The organism is Microbacterium sp. Z12_35 (assembly GCF_058310475.1).
Genome location: NZ_JBZEGJ010000001.1, coordinates 958215 through 972156, shown reverse-complemented (window position 1 = coordinate 972156; position 13942 = coordinate 958215). Strand labels below are relative to the sequence as shown.

Annotated in this window: 16 protein-coding genes; 4 read left to right on the top strand and 12 right to left on the bottom strand. The window is 70.2% G+C overall.

From position 1 onward, the window contains the following. Positions 1-16 precede the first annotated feature (16 nt). The 6 genes from AC4FS1_RS04845 to AC4FS1_RS04820 form a co-directional block, all read right to left on the bottom strand. Entirely contained in the window at positions 17-1396 is a 1380-nt protein-coding gene (locus AC4FS1_RS04845) for a collagen-binding domain-containing protein (RefSeq protein WP_491153127.1), read from the bottom strand. A 99-nt stretch (positions 1397-1495) separates the two neighbouring features. Further along, the gene (locus tag AC4FS1_RS04840; protein WP_491153126.1) at positions 1496-2407 is read right to left on the bottom strand and encodes a siderophore-interacting protein; all 912 of its coding nucleotides are present in this window, start codon (positions 2405-2407) and stop codon (positions 1496-1498) included. A gap of 10 nt (positions 2408-2417) precedes the next feature. Beyond that, positions 2418-3224 (bottom strand): ABC transporter ATP-binding protein, encoded by an 807-nt coding sequence (locus AC4FS1_RS04835; protein WP_491153125.1) that lies wholly within the window; start codon positions 3222-3224, stop codon positions 2418-2420. Beyond that, the gene (locus AC4FS1_RS04830) at positions 3221-4246 is read right to left on the bottom strand and encodes a FecCD family ABC transporter permease (protein ID WP_491153124.1); all 1026 of its coding nucleotides are present in this window, start codon (positions 4244-4246) and stop codon (positions 3221-3223) included. The genes AC4FS1_RS04835 and AC4FS1_RS04830 overlap by 4 nt, the downstream gene beginning before the upstream one ends. Then, positions 4243-5289, bottom strand: coding sequence for a FecCD family ABC transporter permease (locus AC4FS1_RS04825; protein ID WP_491153123.1), 1047 nt, complete (start codon positions 5287-5289; stop codon positions 4243-4245). The genes AC4FS1_RS04830 and AC4FS1_RS04825 overlap by 4 nt, the downstream gene beginning before the upstream one ends. A 5-nt stretch (positions 5290-5294) precedes the next feature. Next, positions 5295-6317, bottom strand: a complete 1023-nt coding sequence (locus tag AC4FS1_RS04820; protein WP_491153122.1) for an iron-siderophore ABC transporter substrate-binding protein — start codon at positions 6315-6317, stop codon at positions 5295-5297. Between the two features lie 205 nt (positions 6318-6522). Between AC4FS1_RS04820 and AC4FS1_RS04815 the strand changes: the two genes are divergently transcribed. Beyond that, positions 6523-8121, top strand: a complete 1599-nt coding sequence (locus AC4FS1_RS04815; protein ID WP_491153121.1) for an ABC-F family ATP-binding cassette domain-containing protein — start codon at positions 6523-6525, stop codon at positions 8119-8121. A 13-nt stretch (positions 8122-8134) separates the two neighbouring features. Here the strand turns inward: AC4FS1_RS04815 and AC4FS1_RS04810 are convergent, their stop codons facing one another. The 4 genes from AC4FS1_RS04810 to AC4FS1_RS04795 are packed head-to-tail and all read right to left on the bottom strand — an operon-like array spanning position 8135 to position 10157. Further along, positions 8135-8953: an SURF1 family cytochrome oxidase biogenesis protein gene (locus AC4FS1_RS04810; protein WP_491153120.1), complete on the bottom strand. Its 819-nt coding sequence runs from the start codon at positions 8951-8953 to the stop codon at positions 8135-8137. Beyond that, positions 8950-9162, bottom strand: coding sequence for a hypothetical protein (locus AC4FS1_RS04805; protein WP_491153119.1), 213 nt, complete (start codon positions 9160-9162; stop codon positions 8950-8952). Before AC4FS1_RS04805 ends, AC4FS1_RS04810 begins: the two co-directional genes overlap by 4 nt. After that, positions 9159-9524, bottom strand: a complete 366-nt coding sequence (locus tag AC4FS1_RS04800; protein WP_491153118.1) for a DUF3099 domain-containing protein — start codon at positions 9522-9524, stop codon at positions 9159-9161. The genes AC4FS1_RS04805 and AC4FS1_RS04800 overlap by 4 nt, the downstream gene beginning before the upstream one ends. Before the next feature lie 39 nt (positions 9525-9563). Continuing rightward, positions 9564-10157 (bottom strand): DUF4190 domain-containing protein, encoded by a 594-nt coding sequence (locus AC4FS1_RS04795; RefSeq protein WP_491153117.1) that lies wholly within the window; start codon positions 10155-10157, stop codon positions 9564-9566. A 123-nt stretch (positions 10158-10280) separates the two neighbouring features. Between AC4FS1_RS04795 and fabG the strand changes: the two genes are divergently transcribed. Further along, on the top strand, positions 10281-10991 hold the full coding sequence (gene fabG / locus AC4FS1_RS04790; RefSeq protein ID WP_491153116.1) for a 3-oxoacyl-ACP reductase FabG: 711 nt from the start codon (positions 10281-10283) through the stop codon (positions 10989-10991). Between the two features lie 108 nt (positions 10992-11099). Here the strand turns inward: fabG and AC4FS1_RS04785 are convergent, their stop codons facing one another. Both AC4FS1_RS04785 and serB read right to left on the bottom strand, forming a co-directional pair. Further along, complete coding sequence (locus tag AC4FS1_RS04785; RefSeq protein WP_491153115.1) at positions 11100-11792, bottom strand: alpha/beta fold hydrolase; 693 nt, start codon at positions 11790-11792, stop codon at positions 11100-11102. Between the two features lie 108 nt (positions 11793-11900). Continuing rightward, entirely contained in the window at positions 11901-12539 is a 639-nt protein-coding gene (gene serB / locus AC4FS1_RS04780) for a phosphoserine phosphatase SerB (protein WP_491153114.1), read from the bottom strand. Between the two features lie 131 nt (positions 12540-12670). On the opposite strand from serB, the gene AC4FS1_RS04775 reads away from it, so the two are divergent. Beyond that, positions 12671-13144 (top strand): S-ribosylhomocysteine lyase, encoded by a 474-nt coding sequence (locus AC4FS1_RS04775; protein WP_491153113.1) that lies wholly within the window; start codon positions 12671-12673, stop codon positions 13142-13144. 21 nt (positions 13145-13165) lie between these two features. Next, positions 13166-13936: an SDR family NAD(P)-dependent oxidoreductase gene (locus AC4FS1_RS04770; protein ID WP_491153112.1), complete on the top strand. Its 771-nt coding sequence runs from the start codon at positions 13166-13168 to the stop codon at positions 13934-13936. The last annotated feature ends 6 nt before the right edge of the window (positions 13937-13942 follow it).

Genomic DNA, 13942 nt, shown 5'->3' with positions numbered 1-13942 from the left:
GCGGGCGCCTCTCGCGCTAGACCTTGCGACGGCGGCGTGCCGCCGCGAGGAATGTCCCGCCCGCCGCGATGAGCAGTGCCCCCAGAGGCCAGAGCACGGCGCCACCGGAAGCGTTGCCTCCCGTCGCCGGGAGTGTGCTGATGGACGGATCCGGCGTCGCCGGTCCCGGCGCGCTCCCGCCGGGAGTCCCGGTGGGCTCAGCGGGCGTTGGGGCGGTGCTGGTCGGCGTCGGGGTTGGAATCGGCGTCGGGGTTGGAGTCGGCGTCGGGGTTGGCGTGGGCGTCGGCCCCGCTTCGACGCACGACAGAGTCGTCGCGAACGGGAAGTCGTGCACCTCGCGCGGCCCGCGGCCTGCGACGCCGCCGTGAATGAACGACGCAGCGATCACGTTACCCTCGATGTTCTGCGTGACCTGCCAGTTCAGCTGTGCGCGCGGAGCGTAGATCGTGCCGCGCAGACTATCTCCGCCTGTGACGAGCACGCTCGTCGCGTCGACGAAGTTCCAGAGGATGTAGGGCGCCGAAGCGCCGCTGAGGCCCGGCATGCTCGGGATCTCGCCGTTGAAATCGCCGGTGATGTTGACCAGCAACGGGGTCGTGCTGCTGGGCGCGGGGTCGATGACGAGCTCACCGAGCCCGGCGAGCTCCTCTGCGCTGAAAGAGAGCACATTCGTCACTCCGGAGACGAGGGGCGCCCGGACGTTCCCCCCGGCGGGCACCGGGCGCGTGGCCGGCTGCCCGTCGTCTCGCTGGAGCAGTGTCACCGTGGTCGCGCACGTGCCCAGGGTGGCGGAGGTGTCCCGGTACAGCTCGTAGGCGCCTGCGATGTCCAGCACGTCCGAGGGCACAGGCTCGCCCACCGAGGCGGCGGGTTGCGGGACGACGCTCTCGATGCGGGGCGTCGAGTCGTAGGAGGCGCCCGGCTCCACCACACGGAGGTTGGCGGCAGCGCCGTTGCTGTCTGTGTCCAGCGCGAGGTAGGTGGTGGTATCCGCCACCTTCACGTAGCCCCCTTGGAGGATGCGAAGAATCTGGCCGTCCGGATCCCAGGTGATGCCCCCGCCGACGTACAGCGCGATGTGTTGGGCGTCGCCCGGCGCCGTCACGGTCGGTCGGCCGCCGAAGATGTTGTACGCCGAGGAGAACGAGAGATCGCCTCCCGCGGCCACGGTTCCCTCCGCCTCATCGCCGTCGAGTGCGACGTCGTCTTCCACGAATACCAGGAAGTTGCCGTTCGCGGGCGACCCGTTCAGAGGCTGGGTGACCGGGTTGATCGGGCCGATCGGGTCGCCGGGCGCTGCGGAGGCCGGAAGCGATCCGACCACGAGGAGGCAGCCGAGAGCAATGGCGCCGGCCGCGGCGAGGACAGAGGAAGGGGAGGTGGCGGGGGGAGCCATAGCTCATCGTCGGTCCCCGGTCCCCCGGGGACCAGGGACCTTGGTCCCGTCGGTTGCTCGCGGATCTGCTTCGGCGGGGCGAGCGCCCTCTTCTCCGGGTCAGCTCTCCGCGCGGCCCTCGCGCCAGTAGCCCATGAAGGCCACCGCGCGGCGGTCGACGCCGTGTTCGCCGACAAGGTGGCGACGCAGGGCCTTGATCGCCCCGGCCTCGCCGGCCAGCCACGCGTACATGGGCGCTTTCTTCAACGCCGCGCCGCCTTTCGCCGTCCGGGGCACCTCCCACAGGATGCCCTCGTCGATGTCGATCTCCTCGACCTCGGCGCCATGGCCGGGCGGGATCAGCTCAGCGGCCGCCGCCACGACGGCGGTCTTCAGGTGCGCGTGCCGCGGGGCGCTGCCGCGCGCGGCGACGCGATAGGTGAAACCGGGATGCTGCGGCAGGTATGCCGCGTCGGCTTCGTGCGGCACCTCGAGCACGACCACGCCACGAGCGGAGTCGGGGAGGTGCTCCAGGATCACCGCGATCGCCGGTGCTGCGGTCTCGTCGCCCGCGAGGAGGAAGCACCCGGTGGATGCCGGCGGGACGAAGTCGATGCCGAAGCTCACTCCCGTGTGCGCCGTCGTCGGGGCGAATATCAGCACCTCGTCACCGATCACGGCCTTCTCGATCCATACCGATGCCGGACCGAGCACCTCGTGCGCCACCATGTCGATGTCGACCTCGGCGACGTCGTTGCGCACCGCACGCGTCGTATACGTCCGGAACGGCGGCCGGCCGGCCTCATCCATGTCGCGCCACTGCGTGTACCAGTCGTCGGCGGTGGGCATGACGTCGATTCCCGTGACGGGCGTGGGGAAGACCACCTTGACCCGCTGGTCCAGCCCCGGGTCGCCGTAGTCGGCGAGATCGGGTCCGGCGAAGGTGAAGCGGCGGAAACTCGGCGTGACATCGGTGATCGCCGCGACGCGAGCACGGAAGAAGCGACTGGTGGCGACGGTGGTCGACGTCATGGGGTTCCGTTCAGACAGCTGCGGCGTGGTGGCGGCCGCGGGGGAGGACGAGGGGAGTGCCGGAGACGGGGTCGGGGACGACGAGGGATTCCAGCCCGAAGACCTCGCGGATGAGGTCGCTCGTGATCACCTCGGCGGGAGGTCCACCGGCGATCACCTCGCCGCGGCACATCGCGAACACGTGATCGGCGTAACGGGCGGCGAGGTTGATGTCATGCAGGACCATGACCGTCGTGGTGCCGCGTTCGCGGTTGAGGTCGGTGATCAGGTCGAGCACTTCGATCTGGTGCGCGACGTCCAGGAACGTCGTCGGCTCGTCCAGCAGCAGGATGTCGGTCTCCTGCGCGAGCGCCATCGCGATCCATACCCGCTGCCGCTGGCCGCCGGAGAGCTCGTCGACGGATCGATCGGCCAGGTCGGAGATGCCGGTCGCCTCCAGCGACTGCGCCACCACTTCGTAGTCCCGAGCGTTCCACCGTGCGAGCGGCTTCTGATGCGGATGACGCCCCCGCCCGACGAGGTCGGCCACCGCGATCCCCTCGGGGGCGATCGGGCTCTGGGGGAGCAGGCCCAGGGTGCGGGCCACTTCGCGCGAGGGCCGGGAGTGCACGGCCTTTCCGTCGAGCACCACGGAACCCTTGCGCGGACGGAGGAGGCGGGCGAGGGCGCGCAGCAGCGTCGATTTGCCGCATCCGTTGGCCCCCACGATCGCGGTGATCCGGCCAGGGGGGATGACCAGGTCCAGGCCCTCCACGATCACGCGGTCACCGTAGGCCAGGGTCACGTCCTGGGCGGCGAGTTGGTGCGACACGGTCACAGGGAGCCTCCCGAGCGGTTGGTCCGGATGAGCAGGTAGACGAGGTACGGCGCCCCGAGGACGCCGGTGATGACTCCGACGGGGTAGCGATTGTCGAAGGCGAACTGTCCGATGAGATCGGCGGCCAGCACCAGGACGACTCCGACCAGCCCGGCCGGAACGATGAGGGATGCTCCGGGGCCGACGATGCGCGCCGCAATCGGACCCGCCATGAACGCCACGAACGCGATCGGCCCTGCGGCGGCGGTGGCGAAGGCCAGGAGCGCCACCGCGCCGATCAGCAGCAGCACGCGGGTGCGGTGCACGGACACGCCGAGGGCGGTGGCGGAGTCATCGCCCAGACGCAGGACGCCCAGGTCGCGACCGTTGGCGAGGACGATCGGAACGAGCACCGCGGTCGCGATCGCCAGTGGCAGGATCGACGACCATGTCGCGCCGTTGAGGCTGCCGGTGAGCCACTGCATCGCGGTCTGGAGATCCCATGCCGCCGCACGCGAGAGAACGTAGGTCACGACGCTGTCGAGCATGGCGGCAACGCCGATCCCGATGAGGATGAGGCGCGTGCCCGCGAAGCCGCCGCGGTGGGAGAGGAGGTAGATCGCGGCGGCGGTGACGAGGGCTCCGCCCAGCGCGAGAAACGACACCGCGGTCTGGTCCAGAGAGAGCAGGATGATGCCGGCGACGGCGGCAGCGCTGGCGCCGGAGGTGATGCCGATGATGTCGGGTGCGGCGAGCGGGTTGCGGAGCATCGTCTGGAAGATGACGCCCCCGACGCCGAACGCGAGGCCCGAGAGGATCGCCAGGACCGCGCGGGGGAGTCGGAGCTCGCCGACCGTGAAGGACGCGCCGGGGACCGTCTCGCCGAGGACGACACGCAGGACATCCGACAGGTCGTAGAACGTGCGGCCCACCATGAGGCTCACCACGAACAACACGACGGCGACGGCGCCGAGCACCAGTGTGACGGCGGCGTGCCGTCGGACCCGCGCCCGCCGACCCGCGAGGACGACTGCGACGCTCATAGTTCCCGCACCTTCTGGCGTCGCACGATCGCGATGAACACCGGTGCCCCGATGAGGGCGGTGATGATCCCCACCTCGACCTCGGAGGGCCGGGCGACGACGCGTCCGACCACGTCGGCGAGGAGGAGGAGGCTCGCGCCGGCGAGGGCGCAGTAGGGGAGCAGCCAGCGGTGGTCGGTTCCCACGAGCAGACGGCACAGGTGAGGAATGACAAGCCCCACGAAGGCGATCGGCCCGGCGATCGCCGTCGCGGCGGCGCACAGGAGGACGGCGCCGGAGGAGGCGATCAGGCGCGTACGGGCCACGTGCTCACCAAGACCCGTGGCCATGTCGTCACCGAGAGCGAGCGAATTCATGCCGCGCGAAGTGAGCACGCACACCAGCGCGCCGACCGCGAGGGCGGGCAGGACGACGCCGATCCGGTCCCACGTGGCGCCGCCGATCCCGCCGATCTGCCAGAACCGGAACGTCTCGAGGAGGTCGACGCGGGGGAGGAGGATCGCGCTGACGAGAGACATGGATGCGGCGGTGATCGACGCGCCCGCGAGGGCGAGCTTGAGCGGGGTGGCGCCGCCCCGGCCGAGGGAACCCACCGCGTAGACGAAGACGGCTGCGGCGGCGGCTCCGGCGGTGGCGAACGCGAGATAGCCGTAGGGGTTCGACAGGCCGAAGAAGGCGATTCCGATCACCACGGCCAGAGCCGCACCGCCGGACACCCCGAGAATGCCGGGGTCGGCCAGCGGGTTGCGTGTGACCGCTTGCATCGTCATCCCCGACAGCGCCAGGGCGGCACCGACGAGGATCCCGAGCACCGTCCGCGGCAGACGCGCGATCACGGCGCCCTCGCCGACACCCGCGGAGGTGCCGGTGAGCCCGCCCCAGATCTCCTCGAGCGAGACCGGGCGGGCGCCGAACGCGACGGAGGCAACCACCAGCAGGAGCAAGGCCGCCACGAGGGCGCCGAGCCACAACAGACGTACCGCTGCCGGACGCCGCAGGAGTGCGGTGTCCGGCAGCGATGTCTGCCGCTGGAGGACGGTCATCGGTCTCAGCCGAGCGGGGCGGCGAGCACGGCGAAGTAGTCCCGCACGCCCCAGGGGATGGACAGCGGGGTCGGGTTGGCCGACGCCGCGAGCGGGGTGCTGTCTTCCAGCACCGCGATGCGTCCCTCGGCGATGGCGGGGATCTGGGAGAGCAGGGGGTCGGCCTGCAGCTGGGCGATGAGCTCACCGTCGGGGTCGCCGTAGGTCACGAAGACGTCGACATCGGCGAAGCGGTCGGCCTCCTCGGCGCTGACGGTGACGTAGAACTCCTCCGTCCCGGCAGACTCCTCCTCGACGATGCTCGGCAGGGGCATTCCGTGGTCGGCCAGGAACCCCGGACGTGTGTCGTGGCTGGTGTAGAAGCCGATCTGGCTCAGGTCGGTCGGGTCCAGGTAGGAGAACAGAGCCGTTCCTTCGGCGAGCGCCGGGTACTCCTCGAGCGCCGCATCCACCTCCGCCTCGAGGTCTGCGATCAGCGCCTCGCCCTCCTCCGCGAGACCGAGCGCCGTGGAGTTCAGGCGGATCATGTCCTGGTATGAGGTGCCCCACGCGACCTCGGGGTACGCCACGACCGGAGCGATCTTGGAGAGGGTGTCGTACTCCTCCTGGGTCAGGCCCGAGTAGGAGGCGAGGATGACGTCCGGCTTCGTGTCATTGACGGCCTCGAAGTCGATGCTGTCTCCGCCGTCGAAGAGCACGGGAGTCTCGGCGCCGAGCTCTTCGAGGCGCTCTTCGACCCAGGGGAGGACGCCATCGTTGTCGTCATCGCCCCACGTGGCCTTCTCCATCCCGACCGGGACCACTCCCAGTGCCAGCGGAACCTCGTGGTTGCCCCACGCCACTGTGGCGACGCGTTCGGGGGCGGATTCGATGACGGTTTCGCCGAATGCGTGCTCGATCGTGACCGGGAACACGTCGTCGCCGTCGGCGGAGTTCCCGGCGTCGGAGGTCTGGCTCGCGGTCGAACAGCCGGTCAACAGGAGTGCGGCTCCGGCCGCGAAAGCGGCGGCAGTGCGGATGCGGGGCACAGGAATCTCCTCGGTAGTTAGGTAAGGGTTCCCTTAGTTTATGCACGTGCCATCGATCGCGTCGAATTGAAATCTCGACGGCGAGACAAACGGGCTTCCCCCGATGCGGACCCGCGCGGAATCGAGGAGGCGCCTCGCGACTTATACTTGAAGGCTGGCCGCTCGGCCATCCACCCCCTCCCGCCCGACAGATCGGACTTCCGCTGTGCTCGCTGTGCACGACCTCCAGATCCGCGTGGGCGCCCGCGTGCTCATGTCGGACGTGTCGTTCCGCGTGTCCGACGGCGACAAGATCGGGCTGGTGGGCCGCAACGGGGCGGGCAAGACCACGCTGACTAAGGTGCTCGCCGGCGACCTGATGCCCAGCGACGGTCGCGTCGAGCGGTCGGGGGAGCTCGGCTACCTGCCGCAGGACCCGCGGTCGGGCGACCCCGAGATGCTGGCGCGTACGCGCATCCTCGACGCCCGCGGGCTCGGCACGCTCGCCCTGGGGATGCACGAGGCCTCGCTGCAGATGGCCGACGACGACGTCGATGTCGCGGCACGGGCGATGCGGCGGTACGGCAACCTCACCGAGCGGTTCGAGGCGCTCGGCGGCTACGCCGCGGAGGCGGAGGCGGCATCCATCGCCCACAACCTCTCGCTTCCTGACCGCATCCTCGACCAGCCGCTCAAGACCCTCTCCGGAGGGCAGCGCCGCCGCATCGAGCTCGCCCGCATCCTCTTCTCCGACGCCAGCACGATGATCCTCGACGAGCCGACGAACCACCTCGACGCGGACAGCGTCGTGTGGCTGCGCGAGTTCCTCAAGGGGTACAAGGGCGGGCTCATCGTGATCAGCCACGACATCGAGCTGGTCGGCGAGACGGTCAACCGCGTGTTCTACCTCGACGGCAACCGTCAGGTCATCGACGTCTACAACATGAACTGGAAGAACTACCTGCGTCAGCGGGTGGCCGACGAGGAGCGCCGCAAGAAGGAGCGCGCCAACGTCGAGAAGAAGGCCACCGCCCTGCAGCTCCAGGCGGCGCGATTCGGCGCGAAGGCCTCGAAGGCCGCCGCCGCGCATCAGATGGTGGCGCGGGCGGAGAAGATGCTGTCCGGCCTGGACGACGTCCGTCAGGAAGAGCGCGTCGCGAAGCTCCGCTTCCCCAAGCCCGCACCGTGCGGCAAGACGCCGCTCATGGCGCGGGGGCTGTCGAAGTCGTACGGCTCGCTGGAGATCTTCACCGACGTGGACCTCGCGATCGACCGCGGCTCGCGCGTGGTGATTCTGGGCCTCAACGGTGCCGGGAAGACGACGCTGCTGCGGATGCTGGCCGGGGTCGACAAGCCCGACACCGGGGTGATCGAGCCCGGCTACGGGCTGAAGATCGGCTACTACGCCCAGGAACACGAGAACCTCGACGTCGGCCGCTCGGTCTTTGAGAACATGATGTCAGCGGCGCCCGACATCACCGCCACCGAGGCGCGGAAGGTGCTCGGCTCGTTCCTGTTCGTCGGGGACGACGTCCTCAAGCCCGCCGGTGTCCTTTCCGGTGGAGAAAAGACGCGTTTGTCGCTGGCCACACTCGTGGTCTCGTCGGCGAACATGCTGCTGCTCGACGAGCCCACGAACAACCTCGACCCGGCGTCCCGCGAGGAGATCCTCGGCGCTCTGGCACACTACGAGGGCGCGGTCGTGCTCGTCTCGCACGACGAGGGCGCCGTGCAGGCTCTGAACCCCGAACGCGTTCTCATCCTCCCTGACGGCGTCGAAGACATCTGGGGTCGCGACTACGCCGACCTCATCGCCCTGGCCTGACCGGACCGGAGGATCAGCGGGCGTCGAGGAGGGCGTCCTCGACCTCGGAATCCCGGTCGCGACGTCGCGGACGCCGCGTCTCCGCATCCTCACGGGCGTGCCTGCGCTCGGTGACGAGGATGTAGAGGATGAACGCGAAACCCATGACCGCGAACAGGATCCACTGCACTGCGTACGAGAGGTGCGGGCCTGGGTCCTCCGACGGCGGGTCGATCGAACCGGGGACTGTCGCGGGCGCCGGGTCTTCCGAGACCAGCAGACCGTAGGCGCCGGTCTCCAGAGTCGATCCGTCGCTCATCCGCTCCGCCACGAGCGGCAAGTGGATGGTGGGCACCTGGCCCTCGCCGGCGGTGCGTCCGGATGTCGGCAAGGGCTCACCCGGACGAAGACGCACGGTGACCTCGACGAGCCCCGTCGGGGGCGCGGGAACGACATCGGGGTCGGGCTGATCCACGCCCGGCGGCACCCACCCGCGATCCACGACCAGCGTGCGGCCGTCCTCGAGGAGGAACGGCACCAGGACTTCGAAGGCGGCCGTGCCCCCGTGCGGGCGGTTGCGGACGAGGAGCTGTTCGTCGGTCAGGTATTCGCCGGTGAGGGTCACGGGTGTCCACTCATCGGAGGCGGCGAGGTCCGCGCCGGGCGCCAGGACATCGCCGAGCGGGACCGGGGTCGTGTCGTAGTTCGCCTCCACCAGGGCCAGCTGGCGGGCACGCGCCTCGTTCCTCTCGAACTGCCAGTTCGAGAGGAACCCGCACGCGATCGCGAAGACGATGGCAACCGCCACGTAGGCGGTCCAGCGGACGGCAGGCGGAGCATCCCGGCGGCTCACGATGCGGCTCCGGCGGTGCCGGCGGCGGAAAGGGGAGCAACCTCGAGGGGGAAATCGCGCGCCGCCAGGAAGTCACGCAGATAGCCGACGTGCTCGTCGCACGCCACCCACTCCTTGCGGCGCTCGGCGGTGTGGATGCGGGGATTCCGCCACGAGATCCGCCAGACCGCGGTATCGCGGCATCCGGCCCGCGAGCATTCCGCGGTCATCGGTTCTCCTCGGTGTCCGGGTCGGGGCGCGTGCTCTCGCTGATGCGGATCACGGTCGGACTGCCGGATGGTGGGGGAGCAGCGGGCGTGGGATCGGCGATCGCCCGGCCGGGGCTCTCGGCGACGGTCCGGCGAGTTTCCTGACCCACGTTGGCGATCACGACGGCGACGTACGGAAGGAGAACGGCTCCGGCCGCCAGCACCCACGTGTACCAGCCGTAAGGCGTGATGAACACCATCCCGACCAGGCACGCGATGCGGATCCCCATCGTGATCATGTACTTGGCAAACCGCGAACTGGCGTCGTCGTGCGGAGCGCGAGGCAGCGACGTCGCGGAGGGCGCGCGGGGGGAGGATTTCACGGTCCTCCCAGACTACGCCGGGCACCTGGAAGAGAGCGCTCAGGAGCTGTATGTGGTCGCGCCCATCACTCCCATGAGAAACAGGAAAGGCAGAATGGCGAAGAGCACGAACAGGAGGACGAGCAACGCCACGCCCACCCAGCCGACGATCGTGCCCGCCAGGGCCATGCCGTAGCCGGCCTCGTTCGACGTCTTGAGGCGCCTGAGCGAGAGGTGACCGAGGATGACGGCGGCGATGGAGGCCAGGCCCAGGACGAGCGTCCACGAGAACACGATGCCGGCGATGGCGCACACGAGCGACGCCACGGCCAGCCCGTTCGTCCTGCGCTGCGGGTAGCCCGGTGCACCGTAGGGCGTGGGCTGGGAGTAGCCCGCCGGAGGGCCGTATCCCTGCGGCGCGGATGACCCGTATCCCTGTCCGGGCGTTCCGTAACCCTGTGTGGGTGTTCCGTACCCCTGCGCGGGCTGGGAGTAACCCTGCGACGGCGGCGTGTACGCCTGCGGCGGCGCGTAGGTCTGCGGCGTGGGAGCCGCTTCCGTGGCGTACGGCGGGACGGCCGGAGGAGCGGGCGGCGGCGGAATCGGCGGGGAGGCGGGGGAGTCGTCGGCGAGGGGCGAAGTGGGGTCGCTCACGGAGGGCCCCTTTCTAGTCGGAGGCCTCCACATTCCCAGCGCGGGGTGGCGGTGTCAAACGCGGTTCCGCCCGCTCGCTTAGGCTGGGGCCGTTCTTTCCTTCGCCTGAAACGGAGTGTGCCCATGGCCACCGATCGCGTCGTACTCGTCACCGGCGGAAACCGCGGCATCGGCCGTGCGATCGCCGAACGGTTCGTCGCCGAGGGGTACCGCGTCGCCGTGACGGCGCGCTCGGGCGACGGGCCGATGGGCGCCCTGACGGTCCGCGCCGACGTCACCGACGCCGCAGCCGTGGATGCCGCCTTCCGCGAGGTGGAGGCCACGCTCGGGCCGGTGGAGATCGTGGTCGCCAACGCCGGGATCACCAAGGACACCCTGCTCATGCGGATGAGCGAGGACGACTTCGATTCGGTCGTCGCGACGAACCTCGGAGGGACTTTCCGTGTCGTCAAGCGGGCCTCGAAGGGGATGCTGCGTGCCCGGTGGGGTCGCGTCATCCTGATCTCCAGCGTCGTGGGCCTCCTCGGATCGGCGGGGCAGATCAACTACGCCGCCTCCAAGAGCGGCCTCGTCGGATTCGCCCGCTCCCTGACCCGCGAGCTCGGGTCTCGCGGCATCACGGCCAATGTCGTCGCGCCGGGATTCATCGAGACCGACATGACCGCCGCTCTGCCCGAAGACACCCAGGCCGAATACAAGCGCAGCATCCCGGCCGGGCGCTTCGCCACCGCCGAGGAGGTCGCCGGCGTCGTGACGTGGCTCGCCTCCGACGCCGCGGCCTACATCTCCGGTGCTGTCATCCCCGTCGATGGCGGCTTGGGCATGGGGCACTGACCCGAACCCCGCCGTACGTTCGCCGAGTGCACGGGATCGTGCCCGGTGCACGGCTTGTGGGCGCTGCGAAGGCGTGCACTCGGCAGGAACTCGTGCGCTCGGCGGGAGTCAGCGCAGGGCGGCGGCGATCAGGCGGCCGAGCTCGCCGGGCTGGGAGAACTGCGGCCAGTGCCCGGAGTTCAACTCGACGATCTCGAGGTTCTGCAGGGCGGCGAGGTCGGCGGCCCACGGGGGCGCCGTCGCGATGATCGCTCGGAGGTCCGACTCCGGCATCGTTCCGGTGAGCATCGTCACGGGAACGTCGTAGCGGCGCGTATCCGTCAGGGAGATGGGATCGGTCGGCACCCGTACGGGCACCGAAAGAGTGCGGGATGCCGCATCCGCACGCGTGTCATCGTCGAGGTCACCCACCTCGGCGTCTTCGAACGTGTCCCAGCCCGGGAACGGGATCACGCCATCGACGATCGGGAACTCCCAGATCGACCCGCCGTCGCCGGGTGGGAAGGTGTCGACGAACACCACGCGCGCGACGCGGTCGGGGCGGGCATCGGCAGCGCCCCACACGACGTTGCCGCCGCCGGAGTGGCCCACGAGTGCCACCTGTCCCGGCAGCCGATCGATCTCCGCGACGACGGCGGAGATCCAGTCCGCGAGCCCGATGTCGGCGGATCGCTCCGCCGGCTCGCCGAGGCCCGGCATCGTCAGCGGATGCGGCGTGTGGCCGGCGTCGCGGAGCGGTGGGAGCACCTGATCCCACGTGGAGCCGTCGAGCCAGAGTCCGGGTACGAGGAGAACGTCCATGCGCTCACGCTACGCGCGGGTCCCGACATCCCGTCCTCGGCCCGTCGACTCGCCACGTTCGGTCGTGTTCCGGCGGCCGGCCCGACGTGTTCCGGCGACTCGACGGGGTCAGGGGAGGAGCGGGATCACCTGCGTGAGATCGACCGGCCCGATCACGAGGTCGGCGCGCTCCCGCACCGCGGGCTTGGCGTTGAAGGCGAGCCCGAGGCCGGCCGCCGCGAGCATGAGAAGGTCGTTCGCTCCGTCGCCGATGGCGATCGTGCGCGACGGCGCCACCCCGAGTTCGTCCGCCCATGCGCGCAGCGACGCCGCCTTCGCGGCGGCATCCACGATCGCCCCGGAGACGTCGCCGGTCAGCATCCCCTCAGCCGTTGCCAGGCGGTTCGCGCGCCAGCGGTCCACACCGAGCCCTGGGGCGACGGAGTCGAGCACCTCGTGGAACCCGCCCGAGACCACCCCCACCGTTCCGCCGCGCGCATGGACCGCGGCGATGAGCTCGTGCACCCCCGGAGTGGGCTCGACGCGAGCGATGACGCGGGCGAACGCGGTCACCGGCACCCCCCGCAGTTCCGACACCCGTGCACGGAGGCTTTCGGCGAAGTCCACCTCTCCGCGCATGGCCGCCTCGGTGGCCGCGGCGACCTCCGCGCCGCGGCCGGCTTCGTCGGCGATCAGTTCGATGACCTCGTTGCGCAGCAGGGTGGAGTCGGCGTCCAGAACGACGAGGAGGCGGGATGCGTCGGGCACGGCCTCGACCCTAGCGCGACGCGCGATGGCGACCCGCCCTCCGGCGTCATCCGGCGCGCACGATCGGCCGGCCGTCGTAGGCTCGGAAGGTCGCGCGCGCGACGCCCGCTTCCCACCCGAGGAGATCCGCCATGGCCGACGTCGAGAGCTTCACCCTGGACCACACCGCCGTGAAGGCGCCCTACGTACGCCTCATCGGCACGGAGAAGGGTCTGCGCGGCGACGTCATCTCCAACTTCGATGTGCGCTTCGTGCAGCCCAACGAGGGGGAGATTCCCACCGCCGGCATCCACACGATCGAGCACATGCTCGCCAGCCTCCTGCGCGACCGCATGGAGGGCTTGATCGACATCTCGCCCTTCGGATGCCGCACCGGGTTCCACCTCATCGCGTGGGGTGAACCGCCCCTGCGGGAACTCGTCGCGGCCCTGAGCGACAGCCTCCGGTTCATCGCCGAAGAGGCGACCGAGGCCGACATCCCCGGGGTCGACGCGTTCAGCTGCGGCAACTACCGCGACCACAGCCTCCACACTGCGCGCGAATGGTCGAAGCTCATCCTCCAGCAGGGCATCAGCCTCGACGCCTTCGAACGCGTCGGCGTCTGAACCGTCCCGGCGGGAGTTGACATGTTCGCCGAACTCGCCGGCCGCGTCGTACTGATCACCGGAGGAGCCAGCGGCATCGGCGCAGGCTCCGTGGCCGCCTTCGCCGCCGAAGGGGCCGTCGTCGTCAGCGCCGACCTCGCGCATCCCTCCGCCGCACCCACTCGGGGCGGCGACGGCGTGTGGATGCTGCGCCTCGACGTGACCGACGAGGCCGCCGTCGAGCGAGCCCTGCGCGACGTCCGCGACCGCATCGGCCTCGTCGAGGTGCTCGTGCACGCCGCCGGGACCTCCACGATAGCCTACGCGGTCGACACGACCGAAGCGGACTGGGACCGCAACCTCGACGTCAACGCGAAAGGGTCGTTCCTCGTCGCCAAGCACGTCGCGCGCGGGCTGCGCGCCGCATCCCGCCCGGGCCGGATCATTCTCGTCGCATCGCAGGCGGCCAAGAACGGCTATCGCGGGATGGCCGCGTATGTCGCATCCAAGCACGCGGTCCTCGGTCTCACCCGCACGATGGCGGTCGAGCTGGCGAGCGAGGGCATCCTCGTGAACGCGATCTGCCCGGGTATCATCGAGACCCCCATGAAGTGGCGCGAGCGCGCAGAGGGTGCGCTCGTGCGCGGCCTCACCGCCGCCGACATCGAAGCCGAGGACCGCTCCCAGGTGCCGGTCGGACGCACGGGCACACCGGCCGACGTCGCCGGCGTGGCGCTGTTCCTCGCGAGCGATCTCGCGTCGTACCTCACCGGACAGGGCATCAACGTCACCGGTGGGATGACGATGCACTGACCCCGC

Excerpts from the sequence above, each read along its gene's own strand:
- AC4FS1_RS04845 (WP_491153127.1), bottom strand. The coding sequence starts at position 1,396 with ATGGCTCCCCCCGCCACCTCCCCTTCCTCTGTCCTCGCCGCGGCCGGC.
- AC4FS1_RS04840 (WP_491153126.1), bottom strand. The coding sequence starts at position 2,407 with ATGACGTCGACCACCGTCGCCACCAGTCGCTTCTTCCGTGCTCGCGTC.
- AC4FS1_RS04830 (WP_491153124.1), bottom strand. The coding sequence starts at position 4,246 with ATGAGCGTCGCAGTCGTCCTCGCGGGTCGGCGGGCGCGGGTCCGACGG.
- AC4FS1_RS04825 (WP_491153123.1), bottom strand. The coding sequence starts at position 5,289 with ATGACCGTCCTCCAGCGGCAGACATCGCTGCCGGACACCGCACTCCTG.
- AC4FS1_RS04805 (WP_491153119.1), bottom strand. The coding sequence starts at position 9,162 with ATGACCGCGGAATGCTCGCGGGCCGGATGCCGCGATACCGCGGTCTGG.
- fabG (WP_491153116.1), top strand. The coding sequence starts at position 10,281 with ATGGCCACCGATCGCGTCGTACTCGTCACCGGCGGAAACCGCGGCATC.
- AC4FS1_RS04785 (WP_491153115.1), bottom strand. The coding sequence starts at position 11,792 with ATGGACGTTCTCCTCGTACCCGGACTCTGGCTCGACGGCTCCACGTGG.
- AC4FS1_RS04775 (WP_491153113.1), top strand. The coding sequence starts at position 12,671 with ATGGCCGACGTCGAGAGCTTCACCCTGGACCACACCGCCGTGAAGGCG.
- AC4FS1_RS04770 (WP_491153112.1), top strand. The coding sequence starts at position 13,166 with ATGTTCGCCGAACTCGCCGGCCGCGTCGTACTGATCACCGGAGGAGCC.